General features: G+C 41.3%; 25 protein-coding genes and 1 other RNA gene. 18 read left to right on the forward strand and 8 right to left on the reverse strand.

Translation table 11 applies throughout. The features are described from left to right. Positions 1 to 75 precede the first annotated feature (75 nt). The 6 genes from EW142_RS05925 (at position 76) to EW142_RS05950 (ending at position 7,633) form a co-directional block, all read left to right on the forward strand. Positions 76 to 1,476 carry a tetratricopeptide repeat protein gene (locus EW142_RS05925; RefSeq protein WP_130611025.1) on the forward strand — a complete coding sequence of 467 codons (1,401 nt, stop codon included), beginning with the start codon at positions 76 to 78 and terminating at the stop codon, positions 1,474 to 1,476. A gap of 24 nt (positions 1,477 to 1,500) precedes the next feature. Further along, positions 1,501 to 2,418, forward strand: a complete 918-nt coding sequence (locus tag EW142_RS05930; protein ID WP_130611028.1) for a polyprenyl-phosphate transporter — start codon at positions 1,501 to 1,503, stop codon at positions 2,416 to 2,418. 15 nt (positions 2,419 to 2,433) lie between these two features. Continuing rightward, positions 2,434 to 3,471 carry a DUF368 domain-containing protein gene (locus tag EW142_RS05935; RefSeq protein WP_130611031.1) on the forward strand — a complete coding sequence of 346 codons (1,038 nt, stop codon included), beginning with the start codon at positions 2,434 to 2,436 and terminating at the stop codon, positions 3,469 to 3,471. Continuing rightward, positions 3,425 to 4,177, forward strand: a complete 753-nt coding sequence (locus EW142_RS05940; RefSeq protein ID WP_130611034.1) for a shikimate dehydrogenase family protein — start codon at positions 3,425 to 3,427, stop codon at positions 4,175 to 4,177. Before EW142_RS05935 ends, EW142_RS05940 begins: the two co-directional genes overlap by 47 nt. A 140-nt stretch (positions 4,178 to 4,317) precedes the next feature. Then, on the forward strand, positions 4,318 to 6,366 hold the full coding sequence (locus EW142_RS05945; RefSeq protein WP_130611037.1) for a DUF349 domain-containing protein: 2,049 nt from the start codon (positions 4,318 to 4,320) through the stop codon (positions 6,364 to 6,366). A 361-nt stretch (positions 6,367 to 6,727) separates the two neighbouring features. After that, complete coding sequence (locus tag EW142_RS05950; RefSeq protein ID WP_130611040.1) at positions 6,728 to 7,633, forward strand: M43 family zinc metalloprotease; 906 nt, start codon at positions 6,728 to 6,730, stop codon at positions 7,631 to 7,633. A 6-nt stretch (positions 7,634 to 7,639) separates the two neighbouring features. Here EW142_RS05950 and rny read toward each other — a convergent pair whose 3' ends face one another. The 4 genes from rny to EW142_RS05970 all read right to left on the reverse strand — a co-directional run bounded on the left by rny (position 7,640) and on the right by EW142_RS05970 (position 10,020). Next, positions 7,640 to 9,211: a ribonuclease Y gene (rny, locus tag EW142_RS05955; RefSeq protein ID WP_130611043.1), complete on the reverse strand. Its 1,572-nt coding sequence runs from the start codon at positions 9,209 to 9,211 to the stop codon at positions 7,640 to 7,642. 51 nt (positions 9,212 to 9,262) lie between these two features. Further along, positions 9,263 to 9,372: non-coding RNA, 6S RNA (ssrS, locus tag EW142_RS05960), on the reverse strand. Positions 9,373 to 9,426: 54 nt separating this feature from the next. Then, on the reverse strand, positions 9,427 to 9,720 hold the full coding sequence (locus EW142_RS05965) for a cell division protein ZapA (protein WP_130611046.1): 294 nt from the start codon (positions 9,718 to 9,720) through the stop codon (positions 9,427 to 9,429). A gap of 9 nt (positions 9,721 to 9,729) precedes the next feature. Next, positions 9,730 to 10,020 (reverse strand): hypothetical protein, encoded by a 291-nt coding sequence (locus tag EW142_RS05970; protein ID WP_130611049.1) that lies wholly within the window; start codon positions 10,018 to 10,020, stop codon positions 9,730 to 9,732. Between the two features lie 164 nt (positions 10,021 to 10,184). Here EW142_RS05970 and EW142_RS05975 point away from each other — a divergent pair, with 164 nt between their 5' ends. Genes EW142_RS05975 through EW142_RS05985 form a run of 3 tightly spaced genes read left to right on the forward strand, consistent with a single transcriptional unit; the run spans position 10,185 to position 15,017 of the window. Further along, positions 10,185 to 11,876, forward strand: a complete 1,692-nt coding sequence (locus EW142_RS05975; protein ID WP_130612511.1) for a M23 family metallopeptidase — start codon at positions 10,185 to 10,187, stop codon at positions 11,874 to 11,876. Continuing rightward, entirely contained in the window at positions 11,830 to 14,349 is a 2,520-nt protein-coding gene (locus EW142_RS05980) for a TonB-dependent receptor (protein ID WP_130611052.1), read from the forward strand. The genes EW142_RS05975 and EW142_RS05980 overlap by 47 nt, the downstream gene beginning before the upstream one ends. A 17-nt stretch (positions 14,350 to 14,366) precedes the next feature. Beyond that, positions 14,367 to 15,017 carry a hypothetical protein gene (locus EW142_RS05985; RefSeq protein WP_130611055.1) on the forward strand — a complete coding sequence of 217 codons (651 nt, stop codon included), beginning with the start codon at positions 14,367 to 14,369 and terminating at the stop codon, positions 15,015 to 15,017. On the opposite strand, the gene EW142_RS05990 is transcribed toward EW142_RS05985, so the two are convergent. Further along, on the reverse strand, positions 15,014 to 16,159 hold the full coding sequence (locus EW142_RS05990) for a cysteine desulfurase family protein (protein ID WP_130611058.1): 1,146 nt from the start codon (positions 16,157 to 16,159) through the stop codon (positions 15,014 to 15,016). The two genes, EW142_RS05985 and EW142_RS05990, sit on opposite strands and share 4 nt — an antisense overlap. 109 nt (positions 16,160 to 16,268) lie before the next feature. Here EW142_RS05990 and EW142_RS05995 point away from each other — a divergent pair, with 109 nt between their 5' ends. Next, positions 16,269 to 16,793, forward strand: coding sequence for a hypothetical protein (locus EW142_RS05995; protein ID WP_130611061.1), 525 nt, complete (start codon positions 16,269 to 16,271; stop codon positions 16,791 to 16,793). Here EW142_RS05995 and EW142_RS06000 read toward each other — a convergent pair. Then, on the reverse strand, positions 16,790 to 17,329 hold the full coding sequence (locus EW142_RS06000; protein WP_130611064.1) for a Smr/MutS family protein: 540 nt from the start codon (positions 17,327 to 17,329) through the stop codon (positions 16,790 to 16,792). The genes EW142_RS05995 and EW142_RS06000 overlap by 4 nt on opposite strands. Before the next feature lie 126 nt (positions 17,330 to 17,455). Between EW142_RS06000 and EW142_RS06005 the strand changes: the two genes are divergently transcribed. Genes EW142_RS06005 through EW142_RS06015 form a run of 3 tightly spaced genes read left to right on the forward strand, consistent with a single transcriptional unit; the run spans position 17,456 to position 18,385 of the window. Next, positions 17,456 to 17,728 carry a DUF2752 domain-containing protein gene (locus tag EW142_RS06005; RefSeq protein WP_130611067.1) on the forward strand — a complete coding sequence of 91 codons (273 nt, stop codon included), beginning with the start codon at positions 17,456 to 17,458 and terminating at the stop codon, positions 17,726 to 17,728. 11 nt (positions 17,729 to 17,739) lie between these two features. Next, positions 17,740 to 18,066: a CCC motif membrane protein gene (locus EW142_RS06010; protein ID WP_130611070.1), complete on the forward strand. Its 327-nt coding sequence runs from the start codon at positions 17,740 to 17,742 to the stop codon at positions 18,064 to 18,066. Positions 18,067 to 18,070: 4 nt separating this feature from the next. Continuing rightward, entirely contained in the window at positions 18,071 to 18,385 is a 315-nt protein-coding gene (locus EW142_RS06015; protein WP_130611073.1) for a CCC motif membrane protein, read from the forward strand. Here EW142_RS06015 and recQ read toward each other — a convergent pair. Further along, on the reverse strand, positions 18,382 to 20,589 hold the full coding sequence (recQ, locus tag EW142_RS06020; RefSeq protein ID WP_130611076.1) for a DNA helicase RecQ: 2,208 nt from the start codon (positions 20,587 to 20,589) through the stop codon (positions 18,382 to 18,384). The genes EW142_RS06015 and recQ overlap by 4 nt on opposite strands. A 185-nt stretch (positions 20,590 to 20,774) precedes the next feature. On the opposite strand from recQ, the gene EW142_RS06025 reads away from it, so the two are divergent. From EW142_RS06025 to lptB, 4 genes are read left to right on the forward strand one after another with little or no spacing between them, the layout of a single operon-like run. Beyond that, positions 20,775 to 21,740 carry a KpsF/GutQ family sugar-phosphate isomerase gene (locus EW142_RS06025; RefSeq protein ID WP_130611079.1) on the forward strand — a complete coding sequence of 322 codons (966 nt, stop codon included), beginning with the start codon at positions 20,775 to 20,777 and terminating at the stop codon, positions 21,738 to 21,740. After that, positions 21,740 to 22,558, forward strand: a complete 819-nt coding sequence (gene tatC, locus EW142_RS06030) for a twin-arginine translocase subunit TatC (protein WP_130611082.1) — start codon at positions 21,740 to 21,742, stop codon at positions 22,556 to 22,558. The genes EW142_RS06025 and tatC overlap by 1 nt, the downstream gene beginning before the upstream one ends. Before the next feature lie 4 nt (positions 22,559 to 22,562). After that, positions 22,563 to 22,913 (forward strand): carboxymuconolactone decarboxylase family protein, encoded by a 351-nt coding sequence (locus EW142_RS06035; RefSeq protein ID WP_130611085.1) that lies wholly within the window; start codon positions 22,563 to 22,565, stop codon positions 22,911 to 22,913. Positions 22,914 to 22,969: 56 nt separating this feature from the next. Then, positions 22,970 to 23,710, forward strand: coding sequence for an LPS export ABC transporter ATP-binding protein (gene lptB, locus EW142_RS06040; protein WP_130611088.1), 741 nt, complete (start codon positions 22,970 to 22,972; stop codon positions 23,708 to 23,710). On the opposite strand, the gene EW142_RS06045 is transcribed toward lptB, so the two are convergent. Continuing rightward, positions 23,707 to 24,441 (reverse strand): CDP-alcohol phosphatidyltransferase family protein, encoded by a 735-nt coding sequence (locus EW142_RS06045; protein WP_130611091.1) that lies wholly within the window; start codon positions 24,439 to 24,441, stop codon positions 23,707 to 23,709. The genes lptB and EW142_RS06045 overlap by 4 nt on opposite strands. Before the next feature lie 99 nt (positions 24,442 to 24,540). Between EW142_RS06045 and EW142_RS06050 the strand changes: the two genes are divergently transcribed. Beyond that, positions 24,541 to 25,716, forward strand: coding sequence for a lipoprotein N-acyltransferase Lnb domain-containing protein (locus tag EW142_RS06050; RefSeq protein ID WP_130611094.1), 1,176 nt, complete (start codon positions 24,541 to 24,543; stop codon positions 25,714 to 25,716). Positions 25,717 to 25,721 lie beyond the last annotated feature (5 nt).

Below are 25,721 nucleotides of genomic sequence, written 5' to 3' on the forward strand. Positions count from 1 at the left end.
CATACCTAAAATTCGGCTTTAATGAAGAAGGCAAAGGGCTAATTTTAAGTCCATAGTAAAACCAAATACGTTCCTATGGCGTTAGATTCTAACGAAAATACTGACAAGTCAATAAGTAAATTTGAGTCTATGCTCAAAACGGATGACGTCTATTTTTTTGATGCTGAGGACTTTGAAGACATCATTCACTACTACCTGAACAACGGAAAAATCGCGTTGGGAAAAAAGGCCATTCAAATCGGTCTGGAACAACACCCAAACTCCCTTGAATTAAAGTTACTGCGTGTAGAAGTATTGGTTTTTGAAGATAAATTTGAAAAGGCCGAAAACCTTTTGGATGAACTTCAAGACATTGATTCCCGAAATGATGAGATCTATATCCAGCGAGCCAACATAAGCTCCAAAAAAGACAATCATCAAGAAGCTGTAAACTTTCTGTTGGAAGCCTTGGAAATAAGTGATGACAACTTTGATATCCATTCCCTTTTGGGTATGGAATATTTGTTCATGGATGATTTCGAGAGCGCCAAACGTAGTTTTATGCGATGTGTGGAGTTTGATAACGCAGATTATTCATCCCTGTACAATGTGGTGTATTGCTTTGAATTTTTGGAAGACTACCAAGGAGCAATTCACTATTTGAACGATTATCTCGAAAGCAATCCGTATTGCGAAGTAGCATGGCACCAATTGGGCAAAATGTACCAAGCCAAGGGCATGTACCAAGAAGCCCTGACATCCTTTGATTTTGCCATTATTTCGGATGATTCATTTATTGGAGCCTATTTTGAAAAAGGTAAAGTCCTGGAAAATATGGGAAAATACAATGAAGCCATCGAAAATTATGAAACTACAATTTCCATAGATGACCCAACCTCCCATGCTTACCTTCGAATAGGCAGATGTCATGAAAAATTGGGAAACGACGATTTGGCCAAGTATTATTTCTACAATACCGTACATGAGGACCCTTTGTTGGACAAAGGATGGTTGGCCATTACGGATTTTCATAGTAGGCTAAAGAATTTTGAAAAGGCTTTGTACTACATCAACAAGGCCATTAACATCGATGGGGAAAACCCATTGTATTGGAAAAAAGCCGCCAAAATCTATTTCCAACTTGGAAATTTTGATGAAGCCGATTTTGCCTATAAACAAACGGTAGATTTGGGTAATTATGAACTGAAGACTTGGATGAACTGGGCAGAAACTCTAAAGAATATGGGGGATTTCAATTCGTCCATTCAAGTTTTGGTACAGGGTATTGAGTTCTATCCGGAGGAATCCCAGTTGTATTATAAATTGGCCGGCCTTTATCTCAAAAACAAGGAGTTCGAGAAATCGAAAACCAAGATAAAAGAGGCTATCGACATAAACCCAGATAATCTTCATCTATTTGAATCAGAATTCCCAGAACTTTGTGAAATAAAATGGCTTAAAAGTCTGCTCACCGGTGTGAAGAAAGCATCCACCTAATAATCTAGGTCCTACATTTTTACTATGAAGTCAAGAAATCCGTTGGATTATGTGTTTGTTACGCTCAAAGGTATGGCCATGGGTGCCGCTGATGTTGTGCCCGGGGTTTCCGGGGGCACCATTGCTTTTATCTCTGGAATTTATGAAGAGCTCATAAGCTCCATCAACAATATCAATTTGTCCTTGTTCAAAACGCTTGGCAAAAAAGGGTTCAAGGCATTCTGGACAAAGCTGAATGGTAATTTCCTACTCACCTTGTTTGTTGGGATTTTCATCAGTGTCATATCCTTGGCGAAGTTTTTAAGCTGGTTGTTGGAAAACAAACCCGTGCTACTTTGGTCTTTTTTCTTCGGTTTGGTACTCGCCAGTATTTTTTTTGTGGGGAAAGAAATCAAAAAATGGAATCTAAGCACCATACTCGTTTTTATTGGAGGTGCTGTTTTGGCCTATTTTATTACGGAGCTTCCACCGAATGAAAACATCAACAGTCTTCCCTATTTGTTTCTTTCAGGTGCCTTAGCGGTTTGCGCTATGATATTGCCGGGGATTTCCGGAGCGTTCATCTTAGTGCTATTGGGCTCGTATAAAACCATATTGGACGCCGTGCACGAAAGAGATGTTAATATAGTCTTGACCGTTGGGATTGGAGCGATTTTTGGACTATTGAGTTTCGCGCGCTTGCTAAAATGGATGTTCGTCCATTATAAAAACCTTACGCTAGCCTTGCTAACCGGATTTATACTAGGGTCGCTCAACAAAATTTGGCCCTGGAAGAAGGTTTTGGAAACCAAGACCTTTGGTGATAAAACTATAGTGGTCGATGAAATGAATGTACTGCCCTCTGCTTTTGAAGGGGACCCCCAAATACTACCTGCTGTAGTTCTAGCTTTGTTCGGTTTTTCGCTTATTTTTATCCTGGAAAAAACAGCTTCCAAAAAATAAGACGAGAATTCCCTTATGTACAAACCCAGAACCTTTTTGGATAAATTCTTTTTGGTGGTGAAAGGCCTATGCATGGGTGCTGCCAACAAAGTACCCGGGGTGTCCGGGGGAATTGTTGCGTTTGTTGGGGGATTTTATGAAGAGTTTATCTATTCCCTTCAAAAAATAAATACCAAAGCGTTCAAGTTGCTTTTTAATGGCAGGTTCAAAAGTTTTTTTAAGTATACGAACGCACAGTTTTTGATTCTCCTCATTACGGGGATGCTCATAAGTTATTTTAGTGTTTCCCGGGTACTGGACTATTTTCTTGAACAAAAGGAATTGTTTGTTTGGGCAGGTTTCTTTGGGATGATACTAGGTTCCATTTACTACATCGCCAAAGACTTTCACCACTGGAACAAAAAAACCATTCCTGCGGGATTTATTGGCCTGTTGATTGGAATATCCATTAGTTTCCTGAGTCCTGCTACGGAGAACGACAACCTGATTTTTATTTTTTTCTGCGGCATAATCAGTGTTTCGGGCATGACCCTTCCCGGACTTTCCGGTTCCTTTATTCTTATCCTTTTAGGGAATTATGTGCTTTTGTTGGTAGATTCCGTCAACGCGCTTTACGATACAATTTCAGAACTTTTTTCTGGAGATCTAAGTTTTGTAAATGATTCTGAGCGAATACAAACCCTAAAAATTTTGGCGGTTTTCACTATGGGTTCGGCGACTGGACTGGTTACTTTTTCCCATTTGCTCAGCTACGTTTTGAAGCACTACAAGGAAATTACCACTGCGGTCATCCTGGGGTTTATTACAGGTTCGTTGGGTGTTGTGTGGCCTTGGAAGCGAACGATTTACAAAATGGATGCCATTGGCAACCCGCTTTTTGATTCGAACGGGGATAAAATTATTCAGAACTATCAGCGTTTTCTGCCCGATTTTACAAATGGGGAAACCTTATGGGCTCTGGTTTTTGTCGTGTTGGGCATTTTGGTATTGTTGATTTTGGATTGGTATGGAAAAAACAGAAAAGAGCGAAAAGCGTTACGGACTGCTCGGTAAAAACATTTCTTATTCCTTTTCGCAAGGCTATTTTACCCAAAAATTCAAGGATTTGGGGCTGAGAGATCACAGCTATCAAAATTTGGATATAAGAGATATCCAAGAATTCCCACAATTGCTGTCCGAAACCAATTTTAAGGGGCTGAACGTGACCATTCCCTACAAGGAACAGGTGATTCCTTTTCTTGCCGAATTGGATTCGGTCGCTTCGGAAATTGGGGCAGTAAATACCATCAAATTCACTGAAAAAGGTTTAATAGGATTCAATACAGATGCTTTCGGATTTCAAAAATCTTTGGAACCACTACTCGGGCCACATCATACCAAAGCACTGGTGCTGGGCACTGGAGGAGCATCCAAGGCCATAGTATACGTTCTTGATCAACTTGATATTTCGTATTCCTATGTTTCACGAACACCTCAAAAAGGGTGGTTGACATATGACCAATTGGATGGTAAGATCATCAATGCTCATTTATTGATTATCAACTGCACCCCACTTGGGACCTATCCGAATATTGACCAAAGACCGGATATCCCCTACCAATTTATCACCGAAAAGCACCTTTTGTTTGATCTTGTCTATAACCCCGCAAAGACCACTTTTTTGCAACTTGGGGAAGAGCAAAGCTCAAAAATTTCTAATGGCTTGAAAATGTTGGAGTTACAAGCAGAAAAGGCCTGGGAAATTTGGAATACACGGTAAAGTGCGCAACAAACACGCATTTTAGCCCCATCGGTAAGCCCCAAAACTTAAACAAAAAGAAGAATCACTACCTTTGTTATTGGTGAATATAGTTGTTAACTTGGCTATAATTCCATCAATCGAAAGGAAAAACACTACTGATGCAGGAAAATGAACAAAAACTTCAGGAAACTGAAAGTGGTGCTCAGAAAGTTTCGGATATTATAAACACATCATTGGAAGAAAGCCCCATTTCTGACCCAAATTCATCCGAAAAAGAAGGCACGGAAAAAGTTCCGGAAGAAGACAATACAGAAAATGGTTCTTCTCAGGAAATTGTAACTAAAAATGATTCTTCAAAAAAGGAAGATGCTGATAAGGCTTTGGAAGAAATCGATGAATCAAATGCGGAGGATGCCGAGGATGTCGAAAATGAAAAACGACACCACATTCCCATGCTTGATTACCACGGCATGTCCCTTGAAAATTTGGTCGGCGAGCTTCAACGCCTAGTCAAAAATGAAAAAGTCCAAGCCATACACAAGCATATAAGTGCTATCAAATATGAGTTTGATCAAAAGTTTCAGGCTTTTTTAGAGCATAAAAAGGAGGAGTTTGTCGCCCATGGTGGCAATGAAATAGACTTCCGATATAATTCTGTTGCAAAAAGACAGTTCAATGAAGTTTTCGGGGAATACCGCGAAAAACGAGACCATTATTACAAAGAACTGGAGCAAAACCTAAAAAATAACCTCCAAAAACGACTGGAAATCATTGATGAGCTCAAGGGCTTGGTCAATGTCGAGGAGGATATCAACACCACTTACAAAAACTTCAAAGACCTGCAAGAACGGTGGCGCAATGCGGGGCCCATACCCCGTAACAATTACAACGACGTTTGGAGGACCTATCACCACCATATGGAAATCTTCTACGATTTTCTTCATCTTAACCGGGAGCTTCGGGACCTGGATTTTAAGCACAATCTGGAAGAAAAGCTCAAATTGGTGGAACGCGCAGAAAGCCTGGTCAACGAGCCGGATTTAAGTAAGGCTTTCCGGGAGCTGCAAACCCTTCACAAAATTTGGAAGGAAGATATAGGCCCCGTCGCCAAAGAGCAGCGGGAAGAGGTTTGGGAAAAATTCAGTAATGCAACAAAAGCATTGCATGAAAAGCGGCAAGATCATTTTCAGGAACTGGAAAAGGTCTATGAAAAAAACCTTGAAAAGAAACAGGAAATCATTGCGTCCATTGCTCAAATCGGTAATAATGTGAGTAATAACCATAGGGCTTTGCAGCAGCAAATCAAGGAGATTGAAGAGCTTCGTGAGTCCTTTTTCAAAGCTGGCAAAGTACCCTTAAAGCTCAATGAGCAAACGTGGAGCGATTTTAAAGAAGCTGTGCGCACCTTCAATCGAAACAAGAACGCCTTTTACAAAAACCAAAAGAAAGAGCAACACCTAAATCTAGAAAAGAAAAAAGCTTTGTTGGCGTTGGCGCTATCCCTTAAGGATAGTGAAGATTGGGACACGGCAACGCCAGAAATGAAACGCATCCAAAGTGAATGGAAAAAAATAGGACATGTCCCCCGAAAATATTCCGATAAAATCTGGAATGAGTTCAAAACTGCTTGCAATCATTACTTCAACCGACTGCATGCCGAGAAAAATGCTGGGCAGCAAGAAGAATATAAGAATCTTGAGGCGAAATCAGCCTGTCTTGACCGCTTAAAATCCTTTCAACTAAGTGGTGACAAGGAAAAGGACATGAAAGCCCTGAAAGGGTTCCTTGCCGACTGGAAAAAGCATGGTCGGGTTCCTTACAACAAAAGACATCTGAACGGCAAATTCAATAAGATAATTGATGCCCTGTTTAAGAAAATTGGGGTCAGCCAACAAGAATCTGAACTCATCAAATACGGTGATAAGATGCAACAATTGGCCAAGGGTGACGATGACAGAGCCTTACAAAATGAAAGAACCTTTATTAGAAGGAAAATTGAGGAATCCAAATCAGAAATCAGGCAGTTGGAGAACAATCTTCAATTTTTCTCCAATTCGTCTGGCGATAATCCCCTTGTCAAAGAAGTTGTGGAGAATATCGACCGCCATAAAAAAGCCCTTGAAACTTGGAAGACCAAGCTAATAAAGCTGAAGGTTATGGCCAACAATCGGAATAAACAGGAGGAAGCTTCTTCGGAAGAAGAATAGTCCTTTTTTTCGAATTCGTTTTTGCAAAATAGCATCCCTTTACAATTTCACGTCAAATTTACCGATGCACGTAACAATCATCTGAAGGTGTTAAGCTTTTGATAATTAAGTTGTTTCGTATAAACCAGTGCCATTTCTTTGACATAGTTTTTGTTTTTTTTCGGCAAAATGATTCCGTTATACATTACACAACTAGCTCTTTAATCCCCAAAAAATTGAAATGATTCGTTAAAATGGCATCATAAACCCAACTCGTTCACTTAAACGAAGCAACCTTATTTCAATCTTTGACTCTTCAATTCATCAAATCGCGGTTTATAAAACCAAATCATCATTCAAAACCTAAAAAACGAAGTAAATCATGAGAAAACTTAGTGCTTTCTTATTCCTTTATTTGACATTTTCCTGCAGTGAAAGTGAAACATCAATACCAAATGAGGATACTACAGAAATTTATTTGCTTCCAGTGGTGGTGCATGTTCTTCACAATGGTGAGGATATTGGAATCGGAACAAATATTTCAGATGACCGGATTAAAAAGCAAATAGAACTACTCAACAATGATTTTAGGAGAAAGTCGGGCTCTAGAGGGTTTAATAATCATCCTGATGGGGGAGATGCCAAAATTGAATTTGTTCTTGCCACAAAGGATCCCTTAGGGAATCCAACAAATGGCATTTTACGAAAGCAACTGGTCATTGACGATTTACCCAACGATATTCCAGCATTTGAATTTGAGCAATATGCTCATTTCAGTTATTGGGATTCGAAGGATTATATAAATATTTGGGTGGCTCCTTACCCTGAAGACCTTACCAATATCGTGTTAGGGAAAGCAACAGGGCCAGACTCAGATCTACCCGGTGATTCCCTTTTTCAGAAACCACTCCCCGGAGGAGCAGAAGGAATTATTGTTAATTGGGCTCATTTTGGGGAAACCAATCTGGCGGGAGGTCGTAATTTGGGGCGTACCTTAACCCATGAAATGGGGCATTATTTGGGTTTACTGCATACCTGGGGTGATAGGAACTGCGAAACCAACGATTTTTGCGATGATACTCCGGCTGTGGATACGGAAGTAACGAATGATCAACCTCATTTGGGCTGTGCAAATGAAGATGTCATGGTGGCCAACTACATGAACCTGACATCAGATGCTGTGATGAATATTTTTACGAATGATCAAATCACGCGAATGCGCTATGTGCTCGAAAACAGCCCAAGAAGAGCTTCTTTATTAACCTCCAAAGGAGTAAAAAGTATATAATCGAGCTTATTTAGCCACGTTCACAGAACGGGTTTCTCGAATCACTGTTACTTTTACTTGACCAGGGTAGGTCATATCCGTCTGGATTTTCTGCGAAATTTCGAATGAAAGCTCAGCAGCTTTATCATCGCTGACCTTTTCACTCTCCACAATGACCCGAAGCTCCCGACCAGCTTGGATGGCATAGGCCTTTTGCACCCCATTGAAACCAAAAGCTATCTCTTCCAAGTCTTTGAGACGTTGAATATAGGAATCAAGAACTTGTCTCCGAGCTCCCGGGCGGGCTCCACTGATGGCATCGCAAACTTGTACAATTGGTGATATCAAAGTAGTCATCTCAACCTCATCATGGTGGGCACCAATGGCATTGCAAACTTCTTTTTTCTCTCCATATTTCTGGGCCCACTGCATTCCTAAAATGGCGTGTGGTGTTTCCACTTCCACCTCAGCGTTGGGTACCTTTCCAATATCATGTAAAAGACCGGCACGTTTGGCCAGTTTAGGATTCAAACCTAGTTCCGCTGCCATTACCCCACAAAGTTTAGCTACTTCACGAGAGTGCTGTAGAAGGTTCTGTCCGTAAGAGGACCTATATTTCATTCGGCCTACGGCCTTTATTAGTTCTGGGTGAAGCCCGTGAATACCCAGGTCAATTACAGTTCGCTTACCAATCTCAATGATTTCTTCATTGATTTGTTTTTCGGTTTTCTTTACAATTTCCTCGATTCTTGCCGGATGTATTCTACCATCGGTAACGAGTCGATGCAGGGATAATCTGGCGACTTCTCTACGCACTGAGTCAAAACATGAAAGAATAATGGCCTCTGGAGTATCATCAACAATAATTTCCACTCCGGTGGCAGACTCCAAGGCACGAATGTTTCGTCCTTCCCGTCCAATTATCCTTCCTTTAACATCATCGGATTCCAAATTGAAAACTGAAACACAATTCTCGATGGCCTCTTCCGTACCAATTCGCTGAATGGTATTGACAACAATTTTTCTGGCTTCTTGCTGTGCGGTAAGTTTTGCTTCCTCCAGAGTGGACTGAAGGTACGCCATAGCATCTGTTTTAGCCGTCTCCTTTAGCGACTCCAGTAGTTGACTCTTGGCGTCTTCGGCCGATAAGCCCGATATTACCTCAAGTTGTTGCACTTGACTTTTGTGCAGCTTCTCTGCTTCGGAATGCTTTTTGTCAAGAATCTCACTTTTGTAGGAGACTTCCTTTATTTGTTGCTGCAGTTGCTCATTCAATTTTTTATTCTTGGCGAGCTCATTACTCACCTGCGATTCCTTATCCCTTGTGCGTTTTTCAGCTTCAGCAATTTTCTTGTCCTTGCCTATGATTACTTTTTCATGTTCCGCCTTGAGCTCCAGAAACTTTTCCTTCGCCTGAAAAATTTTATCTTTTTTTATGTTCTCCCCCTCCTTTTTGGCCTCTTTAATGACATCTGTGGCTTCCTTTTTGGCATGGGCCAATGTTTTCGATGCCTTTCCTTTCTCCATTATCTTGGCAACGGCAAAGCCTACCAAGAGTCCAACCAAAACTGCTCCTACGAGCATTATAGTGTTATCCATGTTGTTAGTGTTTGGTTATAAAAAAAGCCCACATTGGGCGAAGTTTTGTACAAACTCCTAATTACAGGTTTAGGGCTAACAAGCTGCTCAAAAATCCCTATGCTGGTAGGGCCCGCTTTCACAGCTTAAACTCACCCTTTTCAAATATAATAGTGTTGAGTTTGTCAAAAAATAATTACCAATGTGGGCAGTAACAATAATTTATTTAAAAGAACTTATTCGCCTAATTTGGAATGTACCAACTCGTTAAGCGCTTTTAAGCGCTCTAGAGCGGCTTTGGTACCTTCAGAACGGTCTATTCCACCTTGCTCTATTTTGGAAGCGAACTGTAAAGCGCACATGGCAAGAACATCTTGCTTATCGCGCACCGCATAGTTCTGCTCAAATTTCTTGGCCAAAATCTCAATGTTCTTGGCCGCTTTCCGTAAACCTTCCTCCTGTTTGGGATCTATCGTCAATGGATACACCCTATCTGCAATGGAAAGCTTTATTTTGAGCTTCTCCTCCATATTTTTTCATTAATCGGCAAGCTTGGCAATGCAAATATCCAATTCGCGAATCAATGTATTTATTTTGAGCTTAGCTTCTGTTTTATTTGTATTACTACCCAACATTGTGTTTGCCATTTTTAGAGAGTTGTACTTATCCTCCCAATCTTGAGCGCTCTGATGTTCCAATTGTTTGTTGGCCAAAGCTTGACTTAGCTCCTCCCTTAATTTGGAGTTGGTCTGTTGTAAGAGTTCCAGCCTATGCAGCAACTTACTTACCTTGTTCTCCAAAGAATCAACAATCTCAACGAGTTCGCCCATATGCAAACAACAATGCGTATCACACAAATTTAACGATCCTTGCCTAACCTCGCAATTTTTTTAAGAGATATTCCAAGCTGGACACAATTCGAACAAAGCGACCAAAAACACTTTTAACAGAGAAAAACATTGGTTACTTTCGTATGAACTTTGATGTTATGCCTATGCGCTTGTCCCTTTTCGGATTAATTCTGCTCCTATCCTCCCCATTCTACAGTCAAGAAAAGTACCCCAAAGATATTTTTCAATCTCCCTTGGATATTCCATTGATATTGGCTGGTACTTTTGGGGAGCTCCGTTCCAATCATTTTCATGCAGGAATCGACATTAAGACCCAAAGGAGGCAAGGACTACCCGTTTATTCCATTGCGGATGGCACGGTTACCCGTATCAAAATTTCCCATTGGGGATATGGAAAAGCGATGTATGTGGCACATCCCAATGGATATACCTCGGTATATGCACATTTGCAAAAGTTTAGTCCAGAAATTGAAGCTTACATCAAAGAAGTGCAATATCGAAAGCAATCCTATGAGGTGGAGGTTTTTCCAGATTATGGTGAATTAAAGGTCGAAAAGGGAAATATTATAGCCTACTCCGGAAATTCCGGTAGTTCCTCTGGCCCACATCTTCATTTTGAGATAAGGAGCAGTGTGACCGAAAGGCCTACAAATCCCCTTTTATATGGTTATGAGATAAGGGATGCCACCAACCCAACACTTTTAGGGCTCTTTGGCTACCCGTTGTCTGAAGATGCTGTCCTTAACCAAAGTGCCGAAAAAGCTCAAATCGGTTTTTCAAGACAGCCCGATGGTAGTTTTTTAGCAGATAAGGTTACCGCCATAGGTACCATAGGTTTCGGGTTTAACGGTTTTGACCGCCAAGATATGGCCGCCAACAAAAATGGTGTTTTTGCGGTGAAACAAACCGTCAATGGGAAAGTGTATTCCGAATATGATTTTGAGACCTTTTCTTTTTCTGAAACACGTTACATCAACACCCTTATTGACTACGCACACTTTGGAAAATTCAAACAGCGTATTCAAAAATGTTTCAAAGTGCCGTCTAACCGTTTATCCATTTACAAAACGCTTCACAATCAAGGTAAAATCTCAGTGAAAGAGGGGTTTTCCTATAATGTTGAGCTTTTGATTTCCGATTATGAGGGAAATCAAATTAAAGTGGTGATTCCTGTCGAAGGGAAAAGAGAGAATCCACAGGCCCAAAGAAACCATACCAAAACCGAAAACTTTATTATTTCGGACAAACCCAACAATTTTGATTTGGACGCAGCTACGGTATACTTTCCGGCCAATACATTTTACGAAGATTTTTATATTGATTTGACCAAAGGCAAAGACACGGTGAACATTCATAGAAACACAGTGGCGGCCCATAGGAATTTCACCATAAGTTTTGATGTTTCAAAATATTCCCAAGAGCAAAGAAGGCAGCTTTTTATTGCCAGATTGGACGAGAAGTTGAAGCCAAGACATCACAAAACATACAAAAGGGATGACTCCTTTACCACCCGAACCAGAGCATTGGGCATGTACACTTTGGTCCGGGATTCGGTTCCACCGGAAATCAGAGCTCGTAATTTCAAGGAAAAACAGTGGCTTAGCAATTATAGTTACCTGAGTTTGGAAATTTCCGATGACCTTAGTGGTATCAATACTTATAACGCAACCTTAAACGGGGACTGGATTTTGATGGAGTACGAGCCCAAAACAAAAACCATTACCTACAACTTCGACGATAAGATATTGGACAAAACGCAATGCAATCTTAAAGTCAACGTTACTGATAATGTGGGCAATACAACTACTTTTGAACGTACTTTCTTCCGTAAATAAGTTCTTAACAAAGGAATTTACCCTTTGGGTGGTATTTTTTTCTTTGGGGACTTTACTGACCTATGCCCAAAGTGCATACATCACTGGAGTTGTACTTGACCCAAACAACACGCCCTTAGAAAATGTAAACATTACTTCTACCGCCAACGGGACGACTACCGATGTGAACGGTTACTTTCTTCTTGAAATAACCGCCGATCTCAAGACAACCATAACATTCACCCATGTAGGTTTTGAAAATGTGGTGCTCAAAGATTTGATTTTGAATACCAACGAAACTTTTGAATTCAATCCCGTAATGCGCTCAGATGCCATTCAAATTGCAGGGGTGGAAGTATCAGCTACGGGAGATAGGAATCTGGAAGGCGTAACCACCATTGACCCAGAAGTTGTCCGTAAAATACCCGGCGCCAACGCAGGGGTTGAAAACGTTCTGAAACTTTTGCCAGGGGTATCCTTCAACAATGAGCTCAGTACGCAATACAATGTTCGGGGTGGAAACTTTGATGAAAATCTGGTTTACGTTAATGGAATTGAAGTATACCGAACCTTTCTCATACGATCTGCCCAACAGGAAGGATTAAGTTTTGTAAATAGCAACATGGTAACCGACCTCACTTTTTCTGCGGGGGGCTTCCAATCCAAATATGGAGACAGGCTTTCTTCCGTTTTGGATATCACCTATAAAACGCCACAGAATTTTTCATTTAGTGCCGAAGGAAGTTTCTTGGGTGTCGGCAGCACCTTGGAAGCCATATCAAAAAACAAAAAGTTGACCACTGTTGCAGGAATTCGTTTTAGGGACAACAGCCTTTTGGTGAACAGTCAGCAGACCAATACCAACTTTAATCCATCGTTTTTTGATTTTCAGAACTTCTCAACCTATCGCTTTTCCAATCAGGTTCATCTTAGTTTTTTGGGTACTTATGCCATCAATCAATATGAAAACGAACCTTTGACAAGGCAAACCAATTTCGGTACCATCAATGAACCACGTGCTTTGCTTGTTTTCTATGAAGGACTCGAAAAAAGTCGTTACGAAAATGTTCTTGGCGCCTTAAAACTGGATTACCTGCCCTCCAATTCCACCAAATTGGACATTACTGGGTCATTGTACCATACCAAGGAAGATGAATTTTCGGATATCATTGCTTCTTATGAATTGGGAGAAATCGAAACAGGTCTTGGGAGTGAAAATCTAGGAGGAGTCACTTCCTCCAGAGGGGTTGGTTCGCAACAATCCCGCGCAAGAAATCAGTTGGATGCACTCATTTTTAGTCTAAAACACAGTGGCGCCTATCAAAAAATGGGCAATTCCCTTGAATGGAGCCTCAAGTTCACCCATGAAGATTTCAGGGACCAACTCCGGGAAAGTGAATTCATCGATTCCGCCGGGTTCTTTGTTCGCCCTCGTGAACCTCAATTTGAGAATAATCAACCCGAAGAACCTTTTACGGGTGACATTGTTCCCTTTGAAAGCGTTCGGGCCACCAATGCAGTTCAGACCAACCGCTGGTCTGGCTTTGTCCAGTTTAGCAGACAAACCCAATGGAACACCCATGATATTTACTTCAATCTTGGACTTCGAGCTCAACATTGGACCCTATCTGGCCAAGGCTTCAATAACAATTCGCAATTCCTGTTCAGCCCTCGCGCACAATTTTCCATCAAACCAAATTGGGAACGCGACATATTGTTCCGGTTGGCCATAGGGAGTTATCAACAACCTCCCTTATATCGTGAATTAAGGAATTTATCCGGTCAAGTCAACCCGGAAGTCGAAGCTCAAAAGTCTCTGCATTTTGTAGTGGGGAGTGAGTTTAGTTTTGAGCTTTGGAACAGACCGTTTAGTCTGGTTAGTGAAGCGTACTATAAAGACATGTGGGATGTAAACACCTACACTATTGAAGATGTTCGAATTCGATATGCCGCCAATAATAATGCGGAAGCCTACGCCTTTGGTTTTGATTTTAGACTTACCGGCACATTTGTGCCCGGAGCTGAGTCTTGGGTGAGTGTTGGTTATTTACAAACGGAGGAAAACATCGCAGGACGGGGTTATATTTCGCGCCCTACCGACCAGCGTTTTAAGTTCGCCATGCTTTTTCAAGACTATGTTCCCAGCATCCCCAATCTAAAACTGTATTTAAATATGGTCTACAACACCGGCGTGCCCGGTGGTTCTCCCAATAATGCAGACCCCTATGATTTTCAGAATAGATTAAGAGATTATAGAAGGGTCGATTTGGGAATTTCCTATATTTTTGCCGACAATAAAAGCAAGTACCCCGAGGGTCATTGGTTGCATAAGTTCAAGGAGTTGAGTGCTGGATTTGAAATTTTCAACATGTTCAATAACCAAAACTCAATCACAAATACTTGGGTTAGGGATGTAGATACACAACAGCAGTTCGCCGTTCCCAACTTTTTGACCAGTCGGGTCTTTAATCTGAAGTTTGCTTTGCGATTTTGATGAGTCCTATGAATTTGATGAAGAAAATTAGCTTCCTTTTTTCCGTATTTGCGGTAACCACTGCATTTGCCCAAAAAAACATCTACGAAAACAGGAGGTTTGACGAACTCGCCCAAAATCATGAAGTATTGGCCATTGTTCCCTTCATCACCAATCTGGATTTGGAGCAAAGAGTAAATCCAAATGAACTCAAAGAATTGGCAAAAAAGGAAGGGTACGCCGTTCAGAATGCCCTTGAGACCTATTTCTCCAGAAGAAAGAAAAGGAAAAAATTCAATGTGGAGTTTCAAAACATTGAGGATACCAATGCCATTCTGAGCCAAAATAGTATTTCATACGACAACCTCGACATTTACACCACAAAGCAGCTATGCGAAATTCTCAAGGTAGATGGAATCATCAGTGGCACCCTTAGCCTTAACATTCTTCTTTCTGAAGGTGTGCCCACAAAATTTAGTTTTCTGGATTACTTCAGTGGTGATGCCGATTATGGAAGAATCGGAGTAAAGGTAAGTGATGGTGATTCTGGGAAACTTCTCTGGAAGTACGAAAAGGGAATTACCAAAAAAACAGGAAAAAACACAGTGGAACTCATCGACAAGATGATGAAACTTGCCTCGAGAAAATTTCCGTACGACAAGGAAAAGAAACGGAGAAACAAGGACTAACTTTCTGAGAATTCTTTGAGTACTTGGATGGTGTAATCCAGCTGTTCTTTCGTATTGTACTTCGAAAACGAAAAGCGCAACGAGGGTTTTTCCAATTCTTCTTCCGACAGAATTTCTTGAAGCACGTGAGAGCCTAAATTACTTCCCGATTGACAAGCACTTCCCTTTGAACAGGCAATTCCTTTTATATCCAAATGAAAAAGAAGCATAAGCCCTTTCTGCTTGTCGAAGGGTAGCCGAACGTTGGTCAAGGTATAGGTGCTTCCTTCCATATCACCAGACAGTCCGTTGAAGGTTACATCCGGAATTTCCGTTTTAATATGTTCAATGAAGTACTGTTTAAGCCCCTTTACCGTTTTGGTCTCTTCCTCCAAATTTGCATAGGACTGTACAAATGCCTCCTCAAGCCCAACGATGTTGTGAAAGGGCTCGGTTCCTGCACGGTAGCCTCTTTCTTGCGAACCTCCAAAAATAAGAGGCTTGAGACCTGAGTTCTTTCGAATGAAGGCAAAACCAATGCCTTTGGGACCATGAAATTTATGGGCTGCCGCTGTGAAAAAATCGATGGGTGTTTTTTGTACATCCCACGGATAGTGACCTATGGATTGCACCGTATCAGAATGGAATAAGGCTCCCGTTTCCTTGCAAAGCTCGCCTATCCGTTTAATGTCAATAATGTTACCTATTTCGTTGTTCACATGCATCAAGCTTACCAACTTCTTGGAATCATCAGCTCTTAGCAAGCTTTCCAAGCTTTTCAAATTCGGATTCCCATCTTTATCCAACTCCACAAACCGAACCGAAACACCATATTCCTTTTCCAATTCTTCGGCCGTATGCAATACCGCATGGTGTTCAATTTTAGAGGTAATTATGGTTTGGACACCCAAGTCCCTTACCGCACAGCGCAAAATCATATTATCGGCCTCAGTGCCTCCAGATGTAAAAATAATCTCAGAAGGCTGGGCATTTAGGGTTTTGGCAATAGTTTTGCGAGCCTGCTCCACTTCCGTTTTGGCCGACCTCCCATAGCTGTGGGTCGATGATGGATTCCCATAAACACTTAACGCTTGCTGCATACGCGCAATGACCTCTTCCCTGACCTGGGTTGTGGCGGCGTTGTCCAAATACACCTTTTGCATGATTTAGCTATCAAATTTTGACCATCAAAAATAGGTGAAATAAAGTTAATTTCATCCAAACTATTTCCAGGCTTTGAGGTATTGAAATGAATTGCTTTAAATTTGGGGCATGAGAAAATTTTTCCTACTCCTTTGCTCCCTAGGCATCGCAATTTCATGCAGTGATGGTGACCTACAAATTGAAGTAATTGATTTTAATGACATCACACCACAATCCTGCTCAAGTGCCGATCCAGCTTCCAGCAACATCCTTTTTAAGATAAACGATACCGAGGCCCTGATTTTGAATCTCCAAAGCGGTGTTTTGAACAATGGCGTGGTAGGTGAAACGGTTACAACCGAAAGTGAGGTTCCAGGTGGATCCACCCTAACGTTTCGTGTTTTTTCAGGTGGGGTCACAAGCAATTACTTCTGCGACGCTATTCCACCGGCCACCCCAACGGTTATTGAAGAAATCAATGCCACGGATGGCAGCATCTTAATTGAAACGGTCATAGATGCTGATACAACAAATTTCGTTCACACCATTCGACTTAGTGAGATAACCTTTGTGAACGCAGGCGGCGAACGAATCACCAATTTGACCATTGATGAATTCGGCGAGGTAACTACTACAATTCCTGTTGCAAATTAGTTGTTTTGATAGATGTACACCTCAGTGGCACCCATGCCATATTTTTGATATTCCGCATCGTAGTATTTGAGGTTGTCATACTTTTTAAATAGGTAGCGTAGCTCCTCTTTGAGCACTCCCTCACCTACCCCATGTATAAAAACCACCTTTTGAATTCGCTTGGCAATGGCAAAATCCAGCCTTCTTTTGGCAGTTTCCAGTTGAACATTGAGGATATCAAAATTGCTCATTCCCTTGGTTGATTTTACCAATTGATGGACATGGAGGTCCACTTCCATTTTGGGGATGTTTCGCTCTTTTGGTTTTGGTGTTTTTTTTGGTTTTTTGGCTGGAGCATCTTTTTGCGACTTGATTTGGGCGGCCTCATAATTGGTGACCCTAATTTCACCTTGGGCCGGTATCAATTCAGATACTGCATACTGTAATGAAAATCCATCTTCCATGGATATGGTTACTACGGGTCCTTCAATTTTTAGGACCTTTCCCCGAATGGACTCGTCCAATACCTCAACCCAATCCCCTTCTTGAAAGCCCATGAACAACGGAATTAATTTTTTGAAAATTTTAACAGTAACTGCAAAAATAATAGTAATTTTCTGGGCAATTATGTATCCATTGAATACATGTTTTTGAATAGCCTGGCCATAAACGCACAAAACTTCATGTTACCCTGCTTAAACAAGCAATTGTTTGGGTTGGATTGCCCTGGTTGTGGCTTGCAACGATCTCTATACTTTCTATTACATGGGGAATTTATGGCCGCCTTTAAAATGTATCCTGCAATCTATCCTATGATATTGCTTTTGTTTTTTTTGGGATCCAGCATATTTGTAAAATTCAGATTTGCTGGAATCATCAAATGGTCATTGATTTCGCTTACAGTAGGAACCATATTGGTCAGCTATTTTATCAAAATGAATAACCTTTTCAATTAAAATCAATATTTATGGAACAACAAAAACTCCCGAATTCGACCCTGATCTTGGTCTTTGGCATTATCTCAATTGTAACCTGTTGTTGTTACGGGGTACTGGGCCTTATTTTCGGAATCATCGCATTGGTTTTGGCCAATAAGGCAATTAAGCTCTATGCCGAAAATCCTGAAATGTATGATGGGATCAAAAATGTAAAGACAGGTCGGGTTCTGGCAATCATAGGGATTATCTTAAATGTGATTTACCTGTTAATGTCCATTTGGGCTATTTCGACCTTTGGATGGGACTCGTTACAGGATCCAGAAAAAATGCAAGAAATATTAGAACAATACCAATAAAACTATGAACCAACAACCCTTACCGGGTGCAAGCACAGTACTGACAATGGGTATTCTTTCCATTGTTGGTACTTTGATTTGTTGCGGACCCTTCGGAGCTATTTTTAGCATCATCGCTTTAGTAAAGGCAAAAACCGCCAATCAATTGTACCAAGAAAATCCAGAGGGATATTCAGATTATAGCAACATAAAGACCGGAAGGATATTGGCGTACATTGGTTTGGGCCTATCCCTGGTGTACTTGCTACTTTTTATACTCTATTTTGGATTTATTGTTGCGATGATATCTTCGGGAGGAGACTGGAGCGGAAGTTACTAATTGGCCACTTCGCTGATGAATTTTAGACGATACAGACGTAGTTCTTCATCTTCGTAATCCCCTTCAAACTCATCAATGGCTTGGGAAATGGAATCGGATTCGGCTTCCAAGAAATACTCATGTATTTCATCTTGCTGATCCTCATCCAGAATCTCATCAATCCAATAAGCAATGTTCAGCTTGGTACCACTGAACACAATTTGCTCCATTTCTTTGATGAGAGCTGGCAATTCCAAACCTTTGGCAGAAGCAATATCATCCAAGGGTAGTTTTCGGTCAACATTTTGAATGATGTAAAGCTTTAGTCCTGAATTGGCCCCTGTACTTTTCACAACAAGGTCGTCAGGGCGTATTACGTCGTTTTCTTCCACATAGTTTGTAATGAGCTGAACAAAGGGTTTTCCGTATTTTTTGGCCTTCCCTTCACCCACTCCGTGGATATTCAACAATTCTTGTATGGAAATAGGATATTTTAAGGCCATATCTTCAAGAGAAGGATCCTGAAAGACCACAAACGGAGGGACTTCCATTTTTTTGGCCTCCTTTTTTCGCAAATCCCGCAGTAGTTTTAACAAATTCTCATCAGCGGCCCCGCCAGAGGACTTCCCAGCTGTCACAATACCTTCATTGGATTCCTGACTGTACACATGATCTTTTGTCATCATAAAAGAGGTGGGATTTTCCAAAAAGTCCTTTCCCATCCCCGTTACATGTAAAATACCATATTGCTCTATTTCTTTTTTGAGCAGTCCCGCTACCAAAACCTGTCTCGTCAATGCCATCCAAAAGGCTTCGTCCTTTTCTGAACCAATACCAAAAAAGTCCTTCTCGTTGGTCTTATGTGAGGATATCATGGCGTTTGTTTTGCCTACAAGTACTTTTACGATTTCCTTGGTCTTGAATTTCTCGTTGGTATCCCTTACCACGGTCAAAAGCTTGATCACTTCTTCTTGAGCTTCCTCTTGAGGTTTAGGGTTTCTGGCGTTATCATCCATATCGGCTCCCTCCCCGTTCATAGAGTCAAACTCCTCCCCGAAATAATGAAGGATAAACTTTCTTCTCGACATGGAGGTCTCAGCATAAGCGACTATTTCTTGAAGAAGGGCGTTTCCAATCTCTTGTTCCGCCACCGGCTTGCCGGACATGAATTTTTCCAATTTTTCAACATCCTTGTACGAATAAAAGGCCAAGCAATGACCTTCTCCACCATCTCTACCAGCCCTACCAGTTTCCTGATAATAACTTTCAATACTTTTCGGAATGTCGTGATGAATTACAAACCGAACATCGGGTTTGTCGATTCCCATCCCAAAGGCAATGGTGGCCACAACCACATCAACCTCTTCCATCAAAAACATGTCTTGATACTTTGATCGTGTTTTGGCATCGAATCCTGCATGATAGGGAACGGCACTTATGCCGTTCACCTGTAATACCTGAGCCAACTCCTCCACCCTTTTCCGGCTCAAACAATAGATAATGCCAGATTTTCCCTGATTCTGTTTTACAAATCGGATGATATCCGCATCTACGTTCTGGGTTTTTGGGCGGACCTCATAAAACAGATTAGGTCTGTTAAAAGATGCCTTAAAAACTTTGGCATCGGTCATTCCCAAATTTTTGATGATATCTTCTTGTACTTTGGGTGTAGCAGTGGCTGTTAAGCCTATAATCGGTATATCATCGCCCAAACGACCGATGATACTTTTCAAATTGCGATATTCCGGTCGAAAGTCATGTCCCCATTCTGAAATACAGTGGGCTTCATCCACAGCTACAAAAGAAAGTGGCACGGAGCTCAAGAACTCAACATTTTCTTCTTTGGTCAAGGATTCTGGGGCTACATACAAAAGCTTGGTAATCCCATTGCTAATGTCTTCCTTAACCTGTTTTACTTCCGTTTTGGTAAGTGATGAATTGAGTACATGCGCTATGCCGTGTTGGTCGGATACCCCTCTTATGGCATCCACTTGATTCTTCATCAAGGCTATGAGCGGTGAAACGACAATTGCCGTACCCTCTTTCATAATGGCCGGAAGTTGGTAACATAACGACTTTCCACCACCGGTGGGCATTATTACAAAGGTGTCGTTGTCATGTATTATGTTTTCAATGACACTTTCCTGTAGCCCCTTGAACTGCGAAAATCCAAAGTATTTTTTAAGGGAGGCGCGCAAATCGGTGTTCGTAAGACCCGTTTCCATATTTCAATTTAAGTCAAATCAACCTTTAGTGGGAAGATTACCAATGTTTTTATCTGAATTTAATTAATGAGGCGCTCGCAATCGGTGATGCACAAATAGTTTCGGTAAAAGATAGTTTGTTTAGTTTTGTAATCTTAAATATAAGATATTCTTTTAGAATATAATTCGATAATCCCTTTATTACCTTGAGCGACAATACGTCTATTCTATCCATAGCTAAAAGAACCTTAGAAACTGAAAGCAAGGCCATTGCCAATTTGGTCAACCTTTTGGACGAGGAATTTGCAGAAGCCGTTCAGTATATTTTGAATTGCCATGGAAGGGTTGTGGTATCTGGAGTGGGCAAAAGCGCCATTATTGCTTCAAAAATAGTGGCTACCCTCAACTCAACAGGAACACCCGCCATTTTCATGCATGCAGCTGACGCCATTCACGGTGACCTTGGAACGGTTCAGGAAAATGATGTGGTGGTCTGCATATCCAAAAGTGGAAACACTCCAGAAATCAAAGCGTTGATTCCATTGATCAAGCTTGCTAAAAATAAGCTCATCGGCATTACAGGAAACCTGAATTCCGTATTGGCGAAACAGGCCGACTTTACCTTGAATACCTACGTTGACAAAGAAGCTTGTCCCAACAATTTGGCCCCTACCACAAGTACTGCGGCACAACTGGCCATTGGCGATGCATTGGCTATCTGTCTTTTAGAGTTAAGAGGCTTCAGTAGTTCTGATTTTGCCAAGTTCCACCCCGGTGGTGCCTTGGGCAAAAAACTGTATTTAAGGGTTTCGGACATTGTGGCCTTGAACCAAAAACCAAAAGTGAACATCGATTCAAGCGTAAAACAGGTCATCGTTGAAATTTCAGAAAAGATGTTGGGCGTTACAGCGGTTATAGAAAACGAAAAAGTAGTGGGTGTGGTCACCGATGGTGATATTAGGAGAATGTTGAACAAATACGACAACATTAATGGACTCACAGCAGGTGATATTATGACCCGAAACCCAAAATCGGTCAAGGCGGACACTTTGGCCGTAAAGGCGCTGGAACAACTTCAAGATAATGGCATATCCCAACTTCTGGCCTTCGATGGGGAAGAGTATGCTGGGGTGGTTCACATTCATAATCTTATAAACGAAGGAATTTTATAATGGCAGAGACTGCTCAAGACCCCGATGAAATGTCCTTTTTAGACCATTTGGAGGAACTCCGTTGGCATTTAATACGGTCGACCATTGCTATTGTGGTTGTAGCTTGTGGGGCCTTTGTGATGAAGGATTTCATATTTGACACCGTCATTTTCGGACCCAAAAAGATGGACTTTCCCACCTATCAGTTTTTTTGTAGGATTGCCACATTTTTCGGAATTGACTCTGAATTTTGTTCAGACTCCCTTCCCTTTACCATACAGAACCGAACCATGGCCGGTCAGTTTTCTGCACATATTTGGACTTCCATTTGGGCGGGCTTCATTATTGCTTTTCCATACGTTTTGTTCGAGCTGTGGCGTTTTATTAGCCCTGGACTTCATGAGAACGAACGAAAACACTCCCGCGGGTTTATTTTGGTTGCTTCATTCCTGTTCTTTTTAGGGGTTCTTTTCGGATACTATGTGGTCGCTCCACTCTCCATTAATTTTTTGGGCACCTATCAGGTAAGCAAGGAAGTCTTGAATGAGATTGACATCGGCTCCTTTATCGCAACGGTTCGGGCATCGGTGATTGCCTGCGGTATTATGTTTGAACTTCCAATTTTGATTTACTTTCTCACCAAAGTTGGACTAGTCACCCCTACAATATTGAAAAAATATAGAAAGATCGCCTTGGTACTGGTATTGGTGCTTTCTGCCATAATCACTCCTCCCGATGTGGCCAGCCAAATTGTGGTGGCTGTACCTGTACTTATTTTGTATCAAATCAGCATTTATATTTCGAAGGTTGTATTGAAAAAAGAGGCCAAAAAAGCATAGAGACATGTCAAATCAAGTAGAAGAATTCAATGCCTATCGTTCCAAAATGAACGAAAAGTTGCTAGCGGAAAACAATAAGCTCATCAAACGAATTTTCAATTTGGACACCAACGCTTATATGGCCGGTGTGCTCGATGTGAAGACGAAGGAGCTTCTTGGCCTGGTCGCTTCCGCGGTTTTACGCTGCGATGACTGTGTAAAATACCATTTGGAGAGTGCAAAAAGTGCCGGGGCACAAAAAGAGGAAGTTATGGAAACCCTTGGTATAGCCACTTTGGTGGGCGGCACTATTGTAGTACCCCATTTGAGAAGAGCTTATGAATTTTGGGAAGCTTTGGAAGAACAGGACTCCTAATTTGTTCACAAAATCTTCCACTTGAACACGAATATGAGTAGTTTTAGCCCGTTTATATGAAGCTAAGAGCAGAAAATATCATGAAGGCCTATAGAGGCCGGAAAGTTGTAAAAGGCATTAGCCTTGAAGTGAACCAAGGAGAAATTGTTGGTTTATTAGGACCCAATGGGGCTGGTAAGACAACTTCCTTTTACATGATTGTTGGCCTCATCAAACCCAATGGCGGTAAAATCTTCCTGGACGATATGGAAATTACAGATTTTCCTATGTACCGTCGAGCTCAAAATGGTATCGGTTATCTGGCTCAAGAAGCATCTGTTTTTAGAAAACTTAGTATTGAGAAAAACATCCTGAGCGTACTACAGCTTACCAAGTTGAGTAAGAAAGAACAGCATATGAAAATGGAGTCCCTCATTGATGAGTTTGGATTGGGCCATATTCGGAAAAATCGGGGGGATTTGCTTTCCGGTGGGGAACGAAGACGCACCGAAATTGCCCGGGCACTCGCAACCGACCCTAAATTTATCTTGTTGGATGAGCCCTTCGCAGGTGTTGACCCTGTGGCCGTGGAGGATATTCAGCGTATTGTTGCCCAGTTGAAAAACAAGAATATTGGCATCTTGATTACGGACCACAATGTTCAAGAGACTTTGGCCATCACGGAACGATCTTATTTAATGTTTGAGGGAGGTATACTTAAAGCAGGGATTCCTGAAGATTTGGCCCAGGATGAAATGGTTCGTAAAGTATATTTGGGACAAAACTTTGAGCTCCGCAAAAAGAAGCTTAATTTTTAGGAAATGTCCGGAGTACTTTTCTGCATAAAAGACATCAGCACATACATCAAGACAATTATTGGTATCGCCAAAAACCTGATTGTCAACAACAACACCAAACTTCCAATCAAGAATAGATAACGAACTGCATTATCCTTGAAACTCCAATTTTCAAATTTCAAGGCAAAAAGCCGCAACTTGGAATTCAGCAAAAAAGTACTCACCAAGGTCATTCCCATCAAGAACCATGGATTAAGGATAAGGCCGTTCAATGCATCATTGTTGTGATGAAGCAGAATCAAAGGGAGCGAAATAATAAGTAGGGCATTGGCTGGTGTAGGCAACCCTATAAAAGAAGTCACTTGGTTTTCATCCACATTAAAGTTGGCCAACCGATAGGCCGAGGCCAAGGTTATCAGAAATCCAAAAAAGGGTAGAAAGCTTAAGTTTGACTCTGTCTCAAGAAATCCATGCCCCCAACCTCCGGTTTGGGACATATTCAACAACTGAAACATGATCACTCCCGGTACCAATCCACTCGTGACCATATCCGCCAAAGAATCCAATTGAACGCCTATTTCGCTCTGAACCTTCAAAACACGGGCGGCAAGGCCATCCAAAAAATCAAAGAAAATTCCCAGAAAAACAAAAATTGCTGCTATCTCCAAGCGGTTCATCACCGCAAAAACCACCGCAATACAACCGCAGAAAAGATTAAGTAAGGTTATAAAATTGGGGATATGCTGTTTCATGGTTAGGCTTTTTGTAAAAATAGGGCAAAAAAGAAAGAGTCCGAATATTTGCTTTTAGGTGTTTGATTTATTCTGATATTTGTTGGATCATTCAAGTCTATGGGGCGTCTTTTTTCTGTGCTATCACTTATGTTGCTACTATTTCAAATAAATACCGTAGCACAAACCCCTTCCCTTTCTGAATCTTCAACCATAAGTTTGCTTACTTGTGGAAGCGGGGAAGAACTCTATTCTTCTTTTGGACATACGGCATTTCGCGTACAAGATCCTGCTTTAGGGATTGATGTAGTATACAACTACGGGACTTTTGATTTTAACAAGCCCAATTTCTACTTGAACTTTGCAAAGGGCAAACTGATCTATTCACTTTCCCGTACTTCCTTTGAACGTTTTTTATATGAGTACGAGTTGGAAAAAAGATGGGTAAGAGAGCAAATTTTTGACCTGAACCTAGCTGAACGAAATCGTATTTTGGCTTTTTTGGAAAACAATTATAAACCAGAGAACCGTGATTATGCCTATGACCCCCTTCTAAACAATTGTTCAAGCATTACGGGGGATATTTTAATAGATCAATTCAATGGCTCTATTGAGTTTAAGGAGTCTCATCTAAAAAAGCAATATTCCTTCCGGCAGTTGGTACGACAATATCTCAGCTATAATTCGTGGTCGGCTTTTGGCATTGACCTTGCTTTTGGTTCAGTTGTAGACCGGGTTGCTACCGTTCGTGAGCACATGTTTATGCCTTACTATGCCATGTATCAACTTAGAAACACGACCAAAAGAGGTAAACCCTTGGTTAAAAGGGAACGTGTTATCCTTGACTACGCCGAATTGGAGGACAATAGTTTTTTTCCGTTGTCCCCACTTTTTTGGTTTTCCCTTCTTTTCGTCTTTATCTGTGTCATTACATATTTAGATCGAAGTCACAAAGCGAGGAGCCGTTGGCTCGATTTTTCCATTTTCTTGGTTACTGGATTGGTCGGGACCATTTTGTTGATACTTTGGTTGGCCACCGACCATACCTCCACGCCCTATAACTACAATGTCTTATGGGCAATGCCCTTTAATCTGGTATTTGCATTTATATTGTTGGCGGAACCTCGGTTTTCAACTTGGATGTCAAAATATCTATTGCTTTTACTCGGACTGATGGCATTGGTCATTCTGTTATGGATAGTCGGAGTACAAAGTTTCTCTCCCGTTTTGATACCATTGTTTCTCGCTCTGGGGGTCCGATACCTATACTTGCTCAAAATTTCAAAACTTCCGTAGCGGGA

The organism is Flagellimonas allohymeniacidonis (assembly GCF_004296335.1).
Taxonomy (GTDB): domain Bacteria; phylum Bacteroidota; class Bacteroidia; order Flavobacteriales; family Flavobacteriaceae; genus Flagellimonas; species Flagellimonas allohymeniacidonis.